Source organism: Bacillus cereus group sp. N21, from assembly GCF_016483395.1.
Lineage (GTDB): Bacteria > Bacillota > Bacilli > Bacillales > Bacillaceae_G > Bacillus_A > Bacillus_A pseudomycoides.
On the sequence record NZ_JAEHBX010000031.1, the window covers coordinates 22,684 to 41,763 of the forward strand.

The following is a 19,080-nucleotide window of genomic DNA, read 5'->3' on the forward strand; positions in this document are numbered from 1 at the left end:
AAAAGCCCGATTGGTTCAACTAATAATCCGTGGGGGATGAGAAAAACCACCACGGATTAAAGTTTCACTTTATGAAAATAACTCTTTTAAAATTTCAAGCTTATCTTCTGTATATTTGATATAACCATCATTATATGATTTCGGATCTTTCGGGTTTGCAAAATGTGTAATTGCCCCTGTCTCTGGATGCACAAATTTACTTGATGCACCGCAGCCAAGACCGATAATAGACTGTACTTCTTCCATAATCACGATATTATAAATACTTTCTTGCGATGGCATCGCATAACCAACATTTTCTAAGTTACCTAAAATGTTCTTTTGGCGGTATAAATAATATGGTACGTAGTTATGATTTTTCGTCCACTCTTCAGCCTCATGCATCATCGCTGTAATTTCTTCACGACCTGCCACTTTATATTTACGCTTATTTTGCGTCATTTCAGAAGCACGCTTAAATGATAATGTGTGAACTGTTAATGATTCCGGCATTAACTTTTCCGTTTCATCTAACGTATGTTTAAATATATCTAGCCCTTCACCTGGAAGACCAATAATTAAGTCCATATTGATATTGTTCATTCCCATTTGACGTGCTAAATGATACTTTTCAATCGTTTCTTCCACTGTATGATGGCGCCCGATTGCTTTTAACGTTTCTTGATGGTACGACTGCGGATTAATACTAATGCGGTCGATGTTCCATTTATTTAATACTTCTAGTTTTTCTGGCGTAATCGTATCAGGACGACCTGCCTCAACTGTTACTTCGCGTACTTCTTTCACATCCGGGAACGATTGGTACATTTCTTCATACAACATGTCCATCTCTTCTGCTGTAATACTTGTTGGCGTACCGCCTCCGTAATAAATCGTTGTAACCTTAACACCTTTTTCTTTTAGGAACTTACCAATTTCACGAACTTCGTAGTGTAAGCCTCCTAAGAAAGAATCAACCGATCCTTGACGTCCATTAATCGCATACGCCGGGAATGTACAATATGCACATTTTGTCGGACAGAACGGAATACCGATATAAATACTTACTTCTTCTTTCAAACGATATAAATCTGGAACAACTGCTAATTGACAGTCCACGATGCGCTGCAGAAGTTCAATTTTTTCTTCATGAATTAAATAGCTTTCACGAAGTTCTTTATGCGCTTCTTCTTTTGACATGCCATTTTGAAGCATTTTATGAAGAAGTTTCGTTGGACGTACTCCTGTTAAAATCCCCCAACTTTGCTCAATTCCAGTTAGCTGTTGCAAGACAGAAAGATACACATATGAAACAACATGTTTTACTTGTTTCATACGTTCTTTTTCTACTGTGAAGGAAGATAAATCTTTTTCAAACGTTTCTTCATATACATTTCCAGTTGCAACGTCTGTTAAACGTGCTGAAGCTGTCACGTTTCCTTCTATCTTTATCTCAACAATAAGATTCGCATCTTCTTTCTCAAATCCTATCGTGCTTTCTTCAAAAAATAAGCCGCTAATATTTTGTAGCGGACGTAAAAAACGATCATCTTGTAACGTTTTTATTGAAATTAACAACACTTATCACCTTTTCATTTGTAAACTCTCTTTAGTTTACTTGAAGGGTGACTAGAGGTCAATATAGAAGCTTTTCCTCATTTTCCCGGAAAGACAAACACTAAGAAACGCAGCTTTCAGGCTGCGTTCTTTCGTCATCTTGTCACCATTTATGAACCTGCGAGTGATTTTTTAAAAATGGAAGTGGAAATTGCTTTCGAAAATGTTCCTTAATCATATATTCCACTCCGTTTTCACTATTGGAACGTGTAATCCAATCTGCTGCTTGCTTCAATGGAATAGGTGCATCTCCCATTGCAACTCCTAATCCAACACCCGCGATGACATCTAAATCTTCCAAACTATCTCCAATTGCCACCATTTCATTCAATTCGATCCCAAGGTGTTCTCCTAATAATTGTAATCCTCTTAATTTCGATACATGAAGCGGAAGAATTTCTACCCTTCCCCCACCGGATTCTATATACTCAACATTTTCAAATGCTTTTTTCAACGTTTTAAGCGCGCGTTCTCTTTCTCCTCTACTTGCAAAGACAACATCAATTTTCGGAGCTGCAACAGGCTGATCACGCAGTGCGTCACCTAATGAATCTACAAATTGAACAGGATAAAATAACGGATCCGAACTTGATAATACAGTGCGTGCAATTAAGTTTGGTGTATTTCGCTCACGGTTACCGATAGAAAAACGTTCATGTGAAATACGGACATTACATTCAAAATGTTCGAGCACTTGCACGATATTAAACGTTTTTTCTTCTGATAATCGTTTTTGAACAAGCGGCTTATCTAATGAAGCAGAAATAAAAGCACCGCTATGCGTAATTAATATAGAATCTAGTTTTAATGACTTTGCTATTTTATGAGCCGATTGAAAGTGCCGACTTGTAAACAGCGTAACATATACACCTTTTCGCTTTACAAATTCAATAGCTTCTCGTGTTCCTTTTGGTATCTTCCCATTTTTCTGCAGGAGCGTCCCATCTATATTAAGAGCCAACAAGCGATAAATCACGTCGCATTCCTCCTCTTAGCTGCTTTTACTCTATCCATAATTTATGAACTAAATTCGTTAATTAGAACGAGTTAGAATTTCGTACGCAAATTTGGTTTAATATATACGTATATCATCAGTAAAGGGGATACCAATATGAAAGCACCTCCTTCTTTTTATGAGGGTGATACATTAGAAATTGCTAAAAATTTACTTGGTCATAAACTTGTACATATAGTAGATGGAATAAAACGAAGTGGATTCATTGTAGAAATAGAAGCGTATAAAGGACCAGATGATAAAGCTGCACATAGCTATGGGGGAAGACGAACCAAGCGAACGGAAGTTATGTTTGGCGCACCAGGACACGCTTATGTATATCTCATCTATGGTATGTATCATTGTTTTAATGTCATTACAGCTCCAGTTGGTACCCCGCAAGGCGTTCTTATTCGGGCATTAGAGCCAGCCGATGGAATAGAAGACATAAAAATGGCACGTTACGGTAAAACAGATCTTACGAAATCACAATACAAAAATTTAACGAACGGACCTGGAAAGCTATGCCGCGCACTTGGCATTACTTTAGAAGAACGTGGCTTATCCTTACAAGGTGATGAATTATATATTGAATTGGTGCCAGAAGCAGAGCAGCTATCTTCTCAATATGAGATTGTAACAGGCCCACGCATCAATATTGACTATGCTGAAGAAGCTGTTCATTATCCTTGGCGTTTTTATTTTAAGAACCATCCATTTGTCTCTAAATGAAAAAGAAGCCAAATCGGCTTCTTTTTTACTCCGCACCTTCCGCAGTCGCAATATCATTTTCAAGATTTTCTCTAGATAAATCAGCTGCCATAAAATCAGCTGTTTCTGGAAGTGCTAAATGCATATGTGCTTTTTGACAAATTTCGATCGTACAGTTTTCTACAGTAAAATCAAAAACATGTCCGCCTCCGCTTCGTTCATCATCAATATAATGTAGATGGAAACCGGCTACTCCAATACCTTGCGCATAATCTGGTGTCCAAAATCCTGCCATTGTTCCTTTCGTATGAGAGAAAGAAAAAATCGGCTGTGATTTTGTCACTTCTACAAGTGGTGTATATGGTTTTTCTTGACGCGGAACGGTTCTTGTTCTTACTTCACGGAATGTTCCATCCATACGAATCGCATAAAATAAGTTTTTACTTGGCATTAATTCATGTAATAAAGCTTCTACTTCTTCACGATTCATTGGACGATCAATTGTATAACTCATTTCTTTTTCAAAAAATGTTACAGTGGCAAACGGTGTTGTTTCTTCCGGTGCTACCATTTCTGCAGAACCGTCGGAACGCAAATGATAAAATTCCCCATCAAAAGCAATCATTTCACCATCTAATTGATCAAACGTACCGATGCCAAAATCGCCGTGCTCTTTTAATTTATCAAAGTTGATAATGCCATCATATATACCATCCAATAAAGCTAGCATTGTTGATGTTTGATATACCTCATTATTCGTTTTCATCTTTTTCGCATCAATATTTAATAATTGTGCAATACTCATGTCTATTCTACTCCTTTACCATTAGTTCAATTGGTTTGGTAGTAATTTTTCACTTAATTTAATGTTATCGCGGTAATCAATTGGAATATCAACAATAACAGGGCCTTCTGCTTTCATTGCTTCTTTCAACACATCTTCTAACTCTTCTGGAGAATTTACTCGAAGTCCAGTAGCACCGAAGCTTTCTGCATATTTTACAATATCAACATCACCAAATTCTGTCGCTGATGTTCTGCCGTATTTCATCATTTGTTGGAAGGCAACCATATCATATGTACCATCTCTCCAAACAAGATGTACAATTGGAGAATTCAAGCGTACTGCCGTTTCTAATTCCATTGCAGAGAATAAGAAACCACCATCTCCAGAAACAGAAACAACTTTTTTACCTGGTTCCACCAATGTCGCTGCAATTGCCCAAGGAAGTGCAACACCTAACGTTTGCATACCGTTACTAAACAATAAACGGCGTGGCTCATAAGAACGGAAGCATCTCGCCATCCAAATGTAATGTGAACCGATGTCACATGCAACAGTTGTTTCATCATCAATTAACGAACGAAGTGTACGAATGACTTGCAGTGGATGTGTAAGCCCTTGTGAATCGCGAACTGGCACTTCGGCTTGCTCTGATAATTTCGCACGTAATTGATCTAAAATAGCTTCTGATTTTGTTGACAAGATAAGTCTTGGTAATTGCTCTGCAATGCTATCTACCGTTAATGCAATATCACCAATTAATTCGCAATTTGGTTGATAGTCATGATCAATATCAGCTTGATGATCGTCAAGATGAATAATCATTCTGTCCCCTAACTTATTCCAAAACTTCGGATCATACTCAATTGGGTCATAACCGATAGATAGAACAAGATCAGCCTCTTCTAATAAAATATCGCCTGGTTGATTACGGAATAACCCAACGCGTCCAAAGAAATGATCTTCTAATTCACGTGAAATTGCTCCAGCTGCTTGATACGTTTCAACAACCGGCAATTGTGTATCAGCAATTAACTCACGAACTGCTTTCGTTACTTCATTTGTGCTCGCTCTCATACCAAGTAAAATAACTGGTAATTTTGCAGATTTAATTTGTTCTACAACTGCTGCAATTTTATGTGTGGGAGCGATACCAAGTTGCGGCTGAGAAAGCGTGCCAATAGATGACACAGACGTTTCAGCAGTCATAACATCTTGTGGCAGACTAACAAGCGTTGCTCCCGGATGAGTAGAAGTTGCACTGCGGAATGCATTTGTAAGTGCTTCTGGCACATTATCAGGATGCTCTACTTCTACGCTATATTTTGTGATTGGTTCGAATAGTGCAGCATTATCCATAGATTGATGCGTACGTTTTAAGCGATCTGTACGCGGCACTGCACCCGCTAAAGCAACAACGGGATCACTCTCTGCCGTAGCAGTAACAAGACCTGTCGCTAAATTTGATGTCCCTGGCCCCGATGTAACAAGACATACACCTGGTTTCCCTGTCAATCTCCCAACAGCCGCTGCCATAAATGCTGCGTTTTGTTCATGACGACAAACGATTAACTCAGGTCCACGCTCTTGCAACACATCAAACACAGAATCAATTTTTGCACCTGGAATACCGAAAACATGTGTAACTCCTTGTTCGATTAAACAATCGACAACAAGATCGGCTCCTTTTGTTGTTGTTTTCACGTTGTTTGCTTTTACTTCTGTACTCAAACTAATCATCCCTTTATGTCAAAATCGTGTACAATAAAGCTAGTTATTATGTAAACCACCCATATATTACACCTGATTAATTAATGTAGTGTAATATATCTTGTTGATTATTATATTATAAATGTATTACTTTTCCAACAATATGAATTCGAAATTATTTTGACAATAAAAAATGAAAACCCTTACGTGCATCTTAATATATCAAAATAATATTTTTTATAAATTTTTCCATTTGTATCACATATTTTTAAAGGTTTTCTCAACAAATATTCCTTACCCTATCTTTACTTTATTCCCTGTAAAACTTTCCTTTTATACAATTGATTGAGAAAAGGAACTTCTGCGAACTCCATAAAAAAAGACGCTTCCCTCTCAGGAAACGCCTTTCTCATTAAGCTTGATATGCAGTATATAATTCTTCAAGTGGCTTCATAATAATTTTGTTAATATCGCCGATTACAACATTTAAGCGTTGCTCTGCTTCCATTAACTTTACGATTTTTGGATCTTGTTGAATAAGCGCTACAACTTCTTGTGCTTTTTGGTTATCTTCTTCTGTAATTTCTTGTCCTTGCATCATCTTTTGTTGTAAGCCCATTTGCATTGTACGGAATTGATCAAACAGTTGTTTTGATGCCGCATCCCCTTGTACTTCTGCATAACTTGCTTTTAAAGCTTGGAAATCTGTATTTTCTGCAATTGCTTTTTGTAATTCATATGCAACATCATGAATGTTTTTTGTCATTGTATTTTTCCTCCTTTAACGGGCTTGGTCTATTGTCCTCGCCCTTTGAGTACCTTTTGATACGCACCTTCTTACAATAACAAACTATGAACGAGATGTGAAGAAATTTCACTTTATTTATCACTTTAACCGAGAAGGCCCCCTCCTCTAAACGAAGTGAAGGTGGATATAAGTACAAATTGAAAAACCGATTGAAAACCTTTCTTTTTAGGAGTGAGGGCGTCCGTTCATGCATAAAAGCGGTCGGCCCCATGCTATGTGAAAACAACAGGAGAACATAAGTGGATGTCTCCTGTTGTTTTCATGGCCGTGATTGTCACTTTACTCATAAGTTTGCCACAGTTGGAAGCATAAACTTGCCGGAAATCGCTTATTTTAGAAGATATTTAACTAATTGTCCAAAGAAAATGGAAGCATAACTTTGCCGTGAGTTAATTATTAACCCATAAGCTTGCTGTGTGTTTTATTAATGCAGCTTTGGAATAATGTTTGGTCAAATTGATACTAATAATCTTGATAAACGAGCAAAAAGAAAGAGCGTGTTTTGAAAAAAAATTCTTCAAAACACGCTCTTAATTTATTTAATTGAATCATTCTTTTATAAAAAAGTCTGTTCATTTCTGTGATCCTTCTTCCATTAAAGCGCCCTATTCTGGAATAAGTTAAATACCCATGTCAATGTAAAGTTTCTTTGTTAAATTAATTTAAAGAAATTTTAGATTCAATTCTAAATGAAACTACTTGATATCAAATTTTTACGTCGATACACACTTAACACGATACCTATTAAAAACGCATTAAACAGAGTTGGCATCAATCCATAGCTAATAAAAGGCAAGGATATAGAAGTGATCGGTAATAAGCCTATGATCATTCCAACGTTATAAATGAACTGGACTACAAAAAGAGTCATTCCACCAACAAGAAGCAATTTCCCATAACGATCATTTATTTTATAAGATATGACTATTATCCTCGCTACAAAAAGAGAAAGAATCAAAACAAGGATCAGTGCAAGCAAATACCCATAATAGTAAGTCAAACTTGCAAACACAAAATCAGTATGTGCAGCAGGGAGGAACTCTATATTTCTAGATGTACCAAACCACCCTGCTGACGACATTAACTCTTTTAAACGTAAATACATATACCCTGGACCACCTGCGTCGTGCTCTGGGTTTAAATACCCTAAAATCCTAGCCGAATAGCGTTCTTTTACTGAAGACCAGAAAAATAAACCACCGATAATAAATAAACAAATTGGTACAACTGTAATGATCAATGCCTGTTTCTTTCCTAACTTACTCCACCAAAGCATAACGAATACCATCATGATATAGATAAAAATTGTTGAAAGAATTGATGTAGTTAAGAATAGATACAAAGAAAATAGATACAATATCACAAGATGTATAACCTTTAACCTATTGTTATTGAAAAAGGAAGCCCAAGCTAGAAAAAAGAACGGCACTGCCATTAAACATCCAATTGCAATGGGACCAATTTTTATTAACAGTTCTCCATTAATTGAAGCGTTTGGAAAATAGCCTATCATTAACAGGATGAGTACTCCTATTGTGTAAAACAGCCATCCCAGTCTCTCTAATTTTCGATAATCAATCAGCATCATCCCAAAAGCTGCCGCAACACCGAGAATAACAAATATCACCTTATTGATTAGAAAATGATTCGTATATCCAAGAGCTACTGCTGGCAAGAAACCTAGCCCCATAGCAGTCACCAATAAAATAATAATGAACCAATCAACCTTTGGCTTATGAAGTTTGTTAAGTTCTTGACCAAGTTTGATTGGACTTCCCATTTGTTCAACAGCTTTGTCTTCAGCAATTTCCTCACTTAGCCCTTTCTCTATCCACATGTTCTTAGCCTTCTTCAAGTGAAAATCCAATTCAGTTGCCACAAGATTCTTTGCTTCTTTTGATTTAATATGATTGGTGACTTCTTTTAAAAAATGATCCCCTTTTTTGTTCAATTTTGTCTCACCCCTGTACTAATTCTTTTAATATAAATCTTGCCTTTGCAGAATTTTTTTCTGCCTTTCTTAGTATCTTTCTTCCCTTATCATTTAATTGATAATATTTAGCTCCTGAATGATCCCAACTTGATTGGATAAAACGATTCTGTTCTAGACGATGTAATAAGGTGTATAAAAAACCTTCATTGCCTTCGAATTTTTGAATCCCTCTCCCCCGCAATAGCTGTGCCAATTCGTATCCTGTTTTTTCATTAATGAGAAGTTGTAAAACTGCTAAAAAGATATCTTCTTCATTTTCGTATGATTTATTGATTTTTTCGTGTACCTGCTTTCGATGCTGATCAGAAAAACTCAAATGTTTAAAGGTTGTATTCTCCATTGATTTTCGTAGCCCTTTTAATCGATCTTCCATTTGATTATTCCTCCAATCCTTTCTTCAAGAGTTCCTTGGCTCTTTTAAGTCTTGTTTTTATAGTGTTTTCCTTCACTTCTATTACCATAGCAATATCTTTGATTGGCAATTCTTCAAAATAAAAGAGATAAATCACTTCTCGATATTTTATTGGTAAATTCATTACTGCAGAAGCCAGCCTACGGTCCTCAGCATTTTGAATAACAGTTTGTTCAACACTTTCTTTTTGAATCTCAATATACGTAGATTCATCCTCTGTAACGATTACCTTTTTGTTATACCAACTTTTTATATAGTCCTTACAATGATTAATGGCAATTCTCCACAACCATGTTTTTAAATTTGATTTCCCTTTGTATGTATGAAGGGACTTATAACATTTAACAAATATATCTTGCGTTAAGTCCTCAGCAACCTCTTTATTATTCACATATGAATAAACAAGCTGTAAGATTTCCTGTCCATACTTGTTCATTATCTCATCTATAAGGTCCTCCTTATCTTCTATTTCAAACACCTCTGCTGTTAATTCATCCACATCAGTTCCTCCTTCCAATTTATTAGACGACGCACTCCATTGAAAAGTTTTATAAATCCCCCAAAAAAACGGCTGGCCATGTCCATACCGTTTTTTTAAACCTATCTTTATTTCAAGCTTAATTTTTCTTTACTAAAAATAAATCTGTTATTTTAACAAAGGCATATCCCTTGTTCTTTTCTAAATAATTCTCTACTCTAATTTCTTATTTTACTCCATGAAATTCATTATCCTGCCACCGTTCGTTTAATAAGACTTACTCAATTAAATGGCCCGTTTGCTTAATAAGAAAAAAATCCTACATTATCAAAAATCCACATATAAACGGTTTAACTTTGTTTTAAATCCACAATTAAAAGTACTTAAAAATCTTTTATGAGCTCATAAAGGGTGATTTTTGGTACCCAGGTTGAAGAATTCCTTCTTAGCTTTAATTCAAAAACATCAAAATTACCGGAAGCATAAGTTTGCCATAAACAAAAAGAACCATAAGCTTGCCGTTCCGGCAAACTTATGGTTCATATCACAGTGATTTGTATGTTGAAAAAGCAACATGGATTTATATAGACAAAGCGTTACATTAGAAAAAGCAACACTATACCTTGAATCAAACCTATTGTCCCCCCTAACAACGCTCCTAAATATGTAATCATCTTCAATTCACTCTTCGTAATTGATAACACAAGATCTTCTAATCTCTCTGTTGAGAATGTAGATACTTCTTGTTGTACGATTTCAGCAAGACGTAAGTTTTTCAAAATCTGTTCGGTATTGTTTATCCCCCATGCTAAACCTTTTTTCACTAAACTTGGAATCATTGTTTGTACAACTTTTTCCCGAACTGGTTCACACACTTTTTGAACAGACTGATTGAAAAATCCTCTTACAGTTTCCTCTATTTTAACTGTTGATAGGATTGACTTTACAATCGTTTCTTTCTCTATAAAGGAATCTAGTTCCTTCACTTCTCTTCCCTTTAATTTCTCCCACTCTTTTTGCAGTACATCACTTAAAAGCTGCTTCGTTCCTTCTTGTCCTAAAAACTTAATCACTTCTGGCTGCAGACGATCCACTAAACTTACATTCCCTAAAAACATACCTACTAAATTTAATAATGTACCTCGCGAAGCAAAAAAGTCATCAATCATTTTGGCAAGCCGCTCTTTTCCCTCTTCACTTTCAAAAAAGCTTTTACCTCTTTCTAAAATAAATGATGCTACATTCGGAATCATTTGCTCCACTTTTTCATGAACAGAACTAGGCAAAGCTTGTTCCCACGTATATGTATAATATTGTGATAAAAACGTCTCAATTTTTTCCACAATCATACTTTCAATTTTTTGGATGGTCTTCCCTTCCACATGCTCCAAGCCCCATTTTTCTAAAACCTCTCGTAATGATTGCTCATTCACCAAAATTTTATCTATCTCTACTTGTCCCCACTGAATAAGCTCTTGCTGAAAGTTTTCATCTGTTAATTTCTTCCCGATTCCTTCTGGTGTTAACAAATGATCCACAACCATTTTCCCTAATTGAACAGCAAGTTCATCACGACGCTTCGGAATCAATCCGGGCGTAAAAGGTACTCGAAACTTTCCAATATAAATAGGGCGATGCGGGCGAAATAACATTTTTATCGCTAAATGATTCGTATACCCACCAATTATTGCTCCTAACCCTGTCGTTGTTAACATATTTAACCACATATTCATTACACAATACCAGCCTTCCATTTCTCCAAATATATATATCTTACTACAACCTGTTACAAAAACAATACACAACCAGCCATTTATCTTGAGATACACTGACTTTCTCCATCCATCAGCTACCTTTTGCGATTTCTCATGGCTTAAGACGCGAACTTACTACCAGGAATTTTTCAAAAATCTAATCACTGTCATGACGAACAAAAGATGACCTCCACTCGTTTTCACTTGGCATGGGACCGAAAAAGAATCCGATCGCTTCTATCCATGGACGGATGCTCCCTCCCCTCTAAAAAAAAGGTTTTTCCATTTGTATGTACATAAATCCATTTCGATCTTTCCATACATCAGTCACTGCTATGAAAACAAAACGTAATCTCCACTTATTTTCTCCTTTTGGTTTCACGTGACGTGGGGCTAAAAAAGGACCTGACCGCTTCTATGCTTGATCAGATCCTCTCTTACCTCTAAAAAAGAATGTCTTTCAATTTGGCTTCTCTCGCCCTAAAACATAGATCATCCAAAAATAGAATATCGTTATACGGACAACAGTATAATGATATGGGAGCATGTTTGCAATGTACTGAAGCCATTCGCGCAATTGCACAATAGAAATAAAAAACAATTGAGCAGTTCTCTCTTCTCTTTTTACATAATGGATAAAATAGAGCACTTAGAATTATATATGCGAATGCGAAAACAGCATGATTATTCACTGGCCGAAGAAGCTTCCCGCGGCCCATTACGGTTTAATCGATTTACACCGTAACTGAAAAAGGAGTGACTATTACATTGAAAGATCATATTTACACATTACAAATTTCTATCGATCATCCAAGATCGCTAACATTGCCCTATATATTTTCTAGTACTTCTCCCCTTACATTTCTTTCCTTCGGCACACGAAATACGACATGTGAAAATATTGAAATTCATTATACTTATGCTCACGAAATTATAATTGGCGAACAAATTGCGAAAGAACTTTATCTTCCATTTCCAACTACCGTGCATGCTTTCATTCAAAATCAAACACTTGTATTTGGGCCATTGATCGGTATTTTCACAACAGGTTTTACAGAATCAGCTACTAATCCAATTGGCAATCGTTCCATCAGTTTCAAGGAGTTACTGACCCCACCCCACTCTTTACATCCATTTGTTTTCTTATTTGGTGCACAACATATGAACTGGGATGAGGAAACAATTGATGGATACTTTTTTAAAGAGGAAAACTGGATACAATGTAAAGTTCCTTTTCCAAACGTTATTTATGATCGGCTACCTAATCGAGAAGCAGAACTTTACAAACCTATTCTCAGAACAAAAAAACGATTACAAACGAAGTACACCATTCCATGGTTTAACCCAGGTTTTTTTAACAAATGGAATATACACCAGCTGCTTACAAATGAAAAAACAGTCGCTTCTCTGTTACCTCAAACAGAAACATTTCAGCACTTCGAGCAAGTAGAGAATTTCTTATCATCATATAAACACATTTATATGAAACCTGTGCATGGTAGTCTTGGACGAAATATTTATCAAATTCTTTATTCCACTTCAGAAAACAGTTATTATTGTCGTTACCGTGAGGCAGGGCAGAATAAATTACGAAAGTATCACTCTTTAGAAACACTTATCAATCATGTTATGCAAGGCCATGATTTAAAAACATTTATTGTTCAACAAGGAATTGTATTATTACGTATAGGTGGGCAGCCAGTAGACTTTCGCATTCATACAAATAAAAATCGTTTTGGGAATTGGAGAGTCAGTGCCATCGTTGCAAAAATCGCCGGGAAAGGCAGTATGACAACTCATATAAATAGCGGCGGAGAAGTAAAACTACTCCAAGATATTTTTTCTGATGCAACGGAGCGTGTTCGAATCACGAATAAATTGACAGATGCAGCCTTGCAACTAAGTTCTATTTTAGATCAGCAAACGGAAGGAAATATTGGAGAAATTGGTTTTGATTTAGGTTTAGATAAAGATGAGAAGATTTGGCTATTTGAAGCCAATTCCAAACCTGGAAGAACTATATTTCAATCCGAAACATTACAAGAATATAGTGAACTGACGAGACAGCTATTTTACGAGTACGCCATGCATTTAACAGAACATCATCTTTCTCGTCCGAAAAGGCTATTACCAGAAGATAAAACTTCCACCCTATAATAGGTGGAAGTTTTTTTATCATTTTGACCGAGAAGACCCCCTCCTCTAAATGAAGTGCAGGTGGGGGATGAATCAGTTTTGTCTTTTTTAAAGAAAATGTCTCTTTTTCAATAGAACATACGTTTGTTTTGGTGTATAATGATCTTATCAAATAAAATGAGGTGAGAACAGGTGAAGAAAGCGTATTTTTCGAAACGGATCTATAAGATAGATGTACCGCATGAAATGGTAGATGCATTGGCAGAGACAATCGAAACATTTAATCAGGCGAAGCGCTTTGCGTTTCAAATGATTGTTCGGGAAAAACGTTGGAACCGTAAGATATATACAGACAGTCTTCATCTCGTTCTCAAGCGGAACTATCAATTGAATGATTATTATGCAAACAGTGCGGCGCAAGAAGCGAAGGCGTTGTTTACAGGTTTAATGGAGTTACAAAAGCTATATGAGAAACAAATACAAGAGAAAATCAAGAAGCTCAAGAAAAAGTTGAAACAAGAACGGACAAAACTGACAAATCTTCGTAAAATCAAACAAAGTTGTGTGAAAGGAAAGCTGACGTTTCCGAAAAACACCCGCTTGGCGAAGCACAACAACCTCATCTCCTTATCTCGTAAAAAAGACACATTGATTTGGCTGAATGAATATCTGTTTGAGCACCAATACTTGGATGTTCAAATGAAAAGGATTCAGGCGACAATCGGCCTTTTAACCCATAGGCAATACCGTTTAAATCAGAAACTTACATCATATAAAACGCATATTCCAAGCGCGGTATTTGGAAGCAAAAAACTATTTCGCTCTCAATTTACCACCCGCGAGTTTGTACGTAACCATGACAAATGGAAAACATTCTTTTCCCGTGCTCGAAATAAACAACTCATTCTATCTGGCCGTAAAGATGCCAAACATGGGAATTTTGTGTTTCAGTATGTGCCTGAGACAAAGGGATTATGGATGACGACAAGTTCCGGAAAAACACTGATGTTTCCAGCTGTTACGTTCCCGTATGGACAAGAAGTCATTGAGAAAGTAATCACAACCCAATTACAGTGTAAGAATAAGAAAAAGCATGGCAAACCGATTGCGTGGGCTGTGGAAGACCATGGTGAGTATTATATTGTGAAATGCTTAGTCGATGTACCGGAAAACCCTCATACGAATTACAGTACATCAGATGGTGTCATCGGTGTAGATTGTAATCTTGAGCATTTTGCTTGGGCAAATGTAACGAAGGATGGAAATTACAAAGGAAGTGGTGCCCTTGTTTTTTCTATCATGGGTAAATCCACAGGACAAATCACAAAGATCATCGAAGTGGAAGCGATTCGCTTAGTGGACTTAGCGGAGCGGTATAACAAGCCGATTGTCATCGAGAAGTTAGATACAACCCAATCGAAAACAGGGAATCGATATGGAAATAAACATGCGAATCGAATGAGGAGTATGTTTGCTTATGAGAAGATGACAAGTGCAATTCTGAATCGTGCAGATAAAAGGGGCGTGGCTGTCTTTCAAGTGAATCCCGCTTACACTTCAATCTCCGGAAAGATGAAATACATGCGCAAATTCGGCATCTCTATTCATCAATCTGCGGCTTTTACGATTGGTCGCCGAGGGTTAGGGTATAAAGAAAAAGTACCTGGGGTGCTTCAGCCTTATATTCCAAAGAAAGACGCACATCACTGGAGCCATTGGCATCAATTAAACAATCGATTGGATATTCGCACGCATCATTTCTATCAGCTATACGATGTAGATCAACCGAAAGAAGTCTTACAAATCGAACGGTTACACTTGTTTGAAAATGAAAAGAAAAAACTAGCAAAACGATTTGCATGATAAAAAAGAGCACTTTGTCCCAGATTTTTACGCTTATTACCAGAGCAGATAACAAGTCTAGGAACTGGATGCATGACAAAGTGTTCTATCCTCGATATAAGAACAAAGTAGTTGTACCTATTTTGTTTGCCTTTCGTCGGAAGATAGAATGGGTCGTCTTACATACAGACACTACCGAACTCTATATCGTTGTATCCTCTTTGTTGAACGAGAGGAACTGTTTTGTGAGGATAGAGACAGGAGAATCCCCCACCTCAAGCTCTTGTAGAGGTAGGTGAGGGTAGTTCAATACACCAGTTTCACCGTTAATTCAGTTTGTGTACCACACGTCCCGCAATAGAAAACATGAACACAATATTGCTGAGAATTCTCTCCTGTTAAACCGTCTACCTCTATTAATAAATCTTGATCCATATATGCGCTATAAGCATCTGTATAATCTACAACTTTCCCATAATCTTGGAGTACATTCAGGCAACTTTGACAAGAATATATTTGAGCTTCCAGTGCATTGCAAAGTGGACATATTCCCATTTATAACTCCTCCAATCATAGAGGTTTCATATTTACAATTAGTGTGACCTTCTTTTAGAAAAATACAAATTAAAAAAACGAAATAAACTCCTTCTTTTTAGGTGGGAGGGAGCATCCGGCCATGCATAGAAGCATTCAGATCCTTTTCCTGCCCCATGCCAAGTGAAAACACAGAGAGAAAAAGAGTGCAGGTCACCTTTCGTTATCCATAGCTGTAACTTATATGCTGAAAAATTAAAATCGGTATATATTTTTACAAAATTTACAAATTATTAACTCGCATATCTTTCTACGTAACATCCATACTATGAGTACATTCACTTCAAACGATGGATTAGCGCCAAACGAGGCGATAATCTGGTTCAACTCCAGCTAATCCAACCAAAAAAATTTCTATACTTTAAGGAGGATACATTCCTATGGCAAACCAAAACAATCCATTAGTAGTACCAGGCGCAACAGCTGCAATCGATCAAATGAAATATGAAATCGCTCAAGAATTTGGTGTACAATTAGGAGCAGATTCTACAGCTCGTGCAAACGGTTCTGTTGGTGGCGAAATTACAAAACGTTTAGTAGCAATGGCTGAGCAAAGCCTTGGCGGATACCAAAAATAAATATATATGGCAAAAAAGGTCTCAAGCATTCGCTTGAGACCTTTCTTTCTACCCTAGCATTTGTAAAAATCGCTTCGTTCGTTCTTCTTTTGGATCTGTAAATACTTCTTCTGGTGTACCTTGTTCCACAACAACGCCGCCATCCATAAAGATAACACGATTCGCAATTTGATGAGCAAAGCGCATTTCGTGCGTTACAATCACCATCGTCATTCCTTCTTGTGCAAGTTCCTTCATTACCTTTAGGACCTCTTGTACAAGTTCTGGGTCTAACGCTGACGTTGGTTCATCAAATAATAAAACTTCTGGTTCCATCGCAAGCGCACGAGCAATTCCAACGCGTTGTTGCTGGCCACCAGATAGTTGGAATGGATATAACTCCATTTTGTCACCAAGTCCAACCTTCTCAAGGAAATATGTCGCTTTTTTCTTCGCTTCTTCTTTCCCTACTTTTTTCACTGTAACAAGCCCTTCCATTACATTTTGGATTGCTGTTAAATGAGGAAATAAATTATGATGCTGGAACACCATACCTGTTTGTGTACGAAGATTTACAATATCTTTCTTCGTTACTTTTTTAGAGAAATCCAGCTCTTTGTCACCAATGCGAACAATACCTGCATTTGGTATTTCTAATACATTCAGGCAACGTAAAAATGTTGTCTTACCAGATCCAGATGGCCCAATAATGACAACAACTTCACCTTTCTCCACTGATAAATCAATATGCTTTAGTACCGTGTTATCACCGAAACTCTTTTGTAAATGTTGAATTGAAATCATAAAAACAAAAACTCCTTTTATAAAAGGATTATTATTTAAGCGTATAACGCTCTGAACGTTTTTCTAATATTTGTTGCACGATAGATAATAAGAAACAAATCGCCCAATAAATAAGACCTGCTTCAAAATAAACAATTAAAAATTCATAGTTCATTGCTGCAATTTCCTGTGCTTTTCGAAACAGCTCTGTTACTAAAATTAATGATGCTAATGAAGTATCCTTCACTAAGCTAATAAACGTATTCGAAAGCGGTGGAATCGATACACGTGTCGCTTGTGGTAAAATAATGCGTTTTAGCGCCTGTGGATATGTCATCCCAATTGTATATGCTGCTTCCCATTGTCCTTTTGGAATAGACAAAATAGAAGCACGAATAATTTCAGATGCATATGCACCAACATTTAATGAAAAACCAATAATAGCTGCTGGATATGGATCAATCTCAATGTTAAGAGTTGGAAGTCCATAGAAAATAATAAACAATTGTACAAGAAGTGGTGTTCCGCGAATAATAGATACATAGATACGAGCAATCCATTGTAGTAGGCGGCTACTTGAAATACGTGCTAAAGCCGTAAATATCGCCAAAATAATACCGATCACAAATGTGATAATCGTTAATGGGATTGTCGTGAAAAGAGCACCCTCTAGCATAGGCATGAAGGATGCTTGCATAATATCTATCCATGTAGACAATCGATCTGTAATCAATGCATTACTTAGATACATTTTCACCGAACCATTTTTTCGTTATTTTGTCATACGTACCATCTTTTTTCATATCTTCTAACGCTTTATCTACTTCTTGTACAAGCTTATCGCTACCTTTACGGAATAAGAACCCACTTTGTGACGCTTCTTTTTCTGTTGCTGCAATTTTAATATTTGCATCTTTTTTCGTTTGTAAATAGTTTAACACTGATAATTTATCATTGATTGTGAAATCAACGCGACCTGTATTAAGTAGTTCTACTGCTTGACTAAAGCCTTCTACACCTTGAATCTTCGCACCATTTTTCTTTGCAAGATCCGCATAGTTACTTGTTAAAGACTGTGCTGCTGTTAATCCTTTTACATCTGTAAATGAAGCAGGTTTATCTTTATCCTTTGCAACGACAAGTGCTGCTGAAGAAGAAATATACGGTTTAGAGAAATCATACTTCTTTTGACGATCTTCACGAATTCCGACTTCATTCGCAACCATATCGAAACGTTTTGCATCAAGCCCTGCAAGCAAGCTATCCCATTGTGTTTCTTTAAATACTGGTTTCACACCGAGACGTTTTGCAACTTCTTCTGTTAACTCAACGTCAAATCCAGTTAATTTTCCACTTCCATCGTGGAATGTAAACGGTGGGTATGTACCTTCTGTACCAACAACGAATTCACCGCTTTTTTTAATTTGTTGCAATGCATCTTGACTAGTAGCTGTATCTTTTTTCTCTTCTTTGCCACAGCCCGCCACAATACCGACTGCTAGTGTAGCTACTGCAAGCACTGAAAATAATTTCTTCATGATATTAGTCCTCCAAGTATTCTGATAGGAATTTAAAAACTATATTGATTGTATGCAATCTTGAACAATTTTTCAATGAAAATGTTCGTCATTAGTGTATCCTTTTTTTTCATAATCAAACAACATGATATAAAATCACTACGTACAAAAAATAAGTAACATTTTTAAATATAGCACTTCTAAGAAGAAAGGTAAAACAATACTTACTTTTATATAAATTGACAAAACCATTGTTTTTTAGATGGGAGAGAGGATCCGACCATGCATAAATGTGGGCAGGGCCTTTTTTTGCCCCATGCCGTGTGAAAACAAAAGGAGAAAATGAGTAGAAGTCTTCTTTTCTCCTTCATAGTCATAACTGGGCTGTTGAAAGATCAATATGGATTTTTC

Annotated in this window: 17 protein-coding genes; 4 read left to right on the forward strand and 13 right to left on the reverse strand. The window is 36.6% G+C overall.

Annotation, left to right across the window (positions count from 1 at the left end):
• Positions 1–69: 69 nt before the first annotated feature.
• Together JDS96_RS17505 and JDS96_RS17510 are read right to left on the reverse strand one after the other, a co-directional pair.
• A complete protein-coding gene (locus JDS96_RS17505) occupies positions 70–1,560 on the reverse strand; it encodes a coproporphyrinogen III oxidase (RefSeq protein ID WP_003195520.1) in 1,491 nt (496 codons plus the stop codon).
• Positions 1,561–1,699: 139 nt separating this feature from the next.
• Entirely contained in the window at positions 1,700–2,572 is an 873-nt protein-coding gene (locus tag JDS96_RS17510) for a Cof-type HAD-IIB family hydrolase (RefSeq protein ID WP_003195518.1), read from the reverse strand.
• 135 nt (positions 2,573–2,707) lie between these two features.
• Here JDS96_RS17510 and JDS96_RS17515 point away from each other — a divergent pair, with 135 nt between their 5' ends.
• Positions 2,708–3,322, forward strand: coding sequence for a DNA-3-methyladenine glycosylase (locus JDS96_RS17515; protein ID WP_199667583.1), 615 nt, complete (start codon positions 2,708–2,710; stop codon positions 3,320–3,322).
• Between the two features lie 25 nt (positions 3,323–3,347).
• Here the strand turns inward: JDS96_RS17515 and budA are convergent, their stop codons facing one another.
• The 7 genes from budA to JDS96_RS17550 form a co-directional block, all read right to left on the reverse strand.
• Positions 3,348–4,106: an acetolactate decarboxylase gene (gene budA, locus JDS96_RS17520; RefSeq protein WP_199667584.1), complete on the reverse strand. Its 759-nt coding sequence runs from the start codon at positions 4,104–4,106 to the stop codon at positions 3,348–3,350.
• A gap of 21 nt (positions 4,107–4,127) precedes the next feature.
• On the reverse strand, positions 4,128–5,816 hold the full coding sequence (gene alsS, locus JDS96_RS17525) for an acetolactate synthase AlsS (RefSeq protein ID WP_199667585.1): 1,689 nt from the start codon (positions 5,814–5,816) through the stop codon (positions 4,128–4,130).
• 391 nt (positions 5,817–6,207) lie between these two features.
• Complete coding sequence (locus tag JDS96_RS17530) at positions 6,208–6,561, reverse strand: YlbF/YmcA family competence regulator (protein ID WP_006093678.1); 354 nt, start codon at positions 6,559–6,561, stop codon at positions 6,208–6,210.
• Positions 6,562–7,288: 727 nt separating this feature from the next.
• Positions 7,289–8,554: an FtsW/RodA/SpoVE family cell cycle protein gene (locus JDS96_RS17535; protein WP_199667586.1), complete on the reverse strand. Its 1,266-nt coding sequence runs from the start codon at positions 8,552–8,554 to the stop codon at positions 7,289–7,291.
• 7 nt (positions 8,555–8,561) lie between these two features.
• A complete protein-coding gene (locus JDS96_RS17540) occupies positions 8,562–8,969 on the reverse strand; it encodes a PadR family transcriptional regulator (protein WP_199667587.1) in 408 nt (135 codons plus the stop codon).
• 4 nt (positions 8,970–8,973) lie between these two features.
• On the reverse strand, positions 8,974–9,507 hold the full coding sequence (locus JDS96_RS17545; protein WP_097793705.1) for a sigma-70 family RNA polymerase sigma factor: 534 nt from the start codon (positions 9,505–9,507) through the stop codon (positions 8,974–8,976).
• Between the two features lie 575 nt (positions 9,508–10,082).
• Positions 10,083–11,240, reverse strand: a complete 1,158-nt coding sequence (locus JDS96_RS17550) for a DUF445 domain-containing protein (protein WP_098715936.1) — start codon at positions 11,238–11,240, stop codon at positions 10,083–10,085.
• Between the two features lie 768 nt (positions 11,241–12,008).
• Here JDS96_RS17550 and JDS96_RS17555 point away from each other — a divergent pair.
• On the forward strand, positions 12,009–13,397 hold the full coding sequence (locus JDS96_RS17555; protein WP_097786739.1) for a YheC/YheD family endospore coat-associated protein: 1,389 nt from the start codon (positions 12,009–12,011) through the stop codon (positions 13,395–13,397).
• A gap of 171 nt (positions 13,398–13,568) precedes the next feature.
• Positions 13,569–15,239, forward strand: a complete 1,671-nt coding sequence (locus tag JDS96_RS17560) for an IS200/IS605 family accessory protein TnpB-related protein (protein WP_199667588.1) — start codon at positions 13,569–13,571, stop codon at positions 15,237–15,239.
• Positions 15,240–15,524: 285 nt separating this feature from the next.
• Here the strand turns inward: JDS96_RS17560 and JDS96_RS17565 are convergent, their stop codons facing one another.
• Entirely contained in the window at positions 15,525–15,773 is a 249-nt protein-coding gene (locus JDS96_RS17565; protein ID WP_199667589.1) for a hypothetical protein, read from the reverse strand.
• A 419-nt stretch (positions 15,774–16,192) separates the two neighbouring features.
• On the opposite strand from JDS96_RS17565, the gene JDS96_RS17570 reads away from it, so the two are divergent.
• Positions 16,193–16,390, forward strand: a complete 198-nt coding sequence (locus JDS96_RS17570) for an alpha/beta-type small acid-soluble spore protein (RefSeq protein ID WP_003195499.1) — start codon at positions 16,193–16,195, stop codon at positions 16,388–16,390.
• A 48-nt stretch (positions 16,391–16,438) separates the two neighbouring features.
• On the opposite strand, the gene JDS96_RS17575 is transcribed toward JDS96_RS17570, so the two are convergent.
• The 3 genes from JDS96_RS17575 to JDS96_RS17585 are packed head-to-tail and all read right to left on the reverse strand — an operon-like array spanning position 16,439 to position 18,690.
• Positions 16,439–17,173, reverse strand: coding sequence for an amino acid ABC transporter ATP-binding protein (locus tag JDS96_RS17575; RefSeq protein WP_199667590.1), 735 nt, complete (start codon positions 17,171–17,173; stop codon positions 16,439–16,441).
• 31 nt (positions 17,174–17,204) lie between these two features.
• Positions 17,205–17,903 carry an amino acid ABC transporter permease gene (locus JDS96_RS17580; protein WP_018767653.1) on the reverse strand — a complete coding sequence of 233 codons (699 nt, stop codon included), beginning with the start codon at positions 17,901–17,903 and terminating at the stop codon, positions 17,205–17,207.
• Positions 17,890–18,690: an amino acid ABC transporter substrate-binding protein gene (locus JDS96_RS17585; RefSeq protein WP_003195492.1), complete on the reverse strand. Its 801-nt coding sequence runs from the start codon at positions 18,688–18,690 to the stop codon at positions 17,890–17,892. The genes JDS96_RS17580 and JDS96_RS17585 overlap by 14 nt, the downstream gene beginning before the upstream one ends.
• Between the last annotated feature and the right edge of the window lie 390 nt (positions 18,691–19,080).

What these genes read in the sequence shown, in the direction of transcription:
- JDS96_RS17515 (WP_199667583.1), top strand. Translation starts at nt 2,708, where the DNA reads ATGAAAGCACCTCCTTCTTTTTATGAGGGTGATACATTAGAAATTGCT.
- budA (WP_199667584.1), bottom strand. Translation starts at nt 4,106, where the DNA reads ATGAGTATTGCACAATTATTAAATATTGATGCGAAAAAGATGAAAACG.
- JDS96_RS17530 (WP_006093678.1), bottom strand. Translation starts at nt 6,561, where the DNA reads ATGACAAAAAACATTCATGATGTTGCATATGAATTACAAAAAGCAATT.
- JDS96_RS17540 (WP_199667587.1), bottom strand. Translation starts at nt 8,969, where the DNA reads ATGGAAGATCGATTAAAAGGGCTACGAAAATCAATGGAGAATACAACC.
- JDS96_RS17550 (WP_098715936.1), bottom strand. Translation starts at nt 11,240, where the DNA reads ATGGAAGGCTGGTATTGTGTAATGAATATGTGGTTAAATATGTTAACA.
- JDS96_RS17565 (WP_199667589.1), bottom strand. Translation starts at nt 15,773, where the DNA reads ATGGGAATATGTCCACTTTGCAATGCACTGGAAGCTCAAATATATTCT.
- JDS96_RS17570 (WP_003195499.1), top strand. Translation starts at nt 16,193, where the DNA reads ATGGCAAACCAAAACAATCCATTAGTAGTACCAGGCGCAACAGCTGCA.
- JDS96_RS17575 (WP_199667590.1), bottom strand. Translation starts at nt 17,173, where the DNA reads ATGATTTCAATTCAACATTTACAAAAGAGTTTCGGTGATAACACGGTA.
- JDS96_RS17580 (WP_018767653.1), bottom strand. Translation starts at nt 17,903, where the DNA reads ATGTATCTAAGTAATGCATTGATTACAGATCGATTGTCTACATGGATA.
- JDS96_RS17585 (WP_003195492.1), bottom strand. Translation starts at nt 18,690, where the DNA reads ATGAAGAAATTATTTTCAGTGCTTGCAGTAGCTACACTAGCAGTCGGT.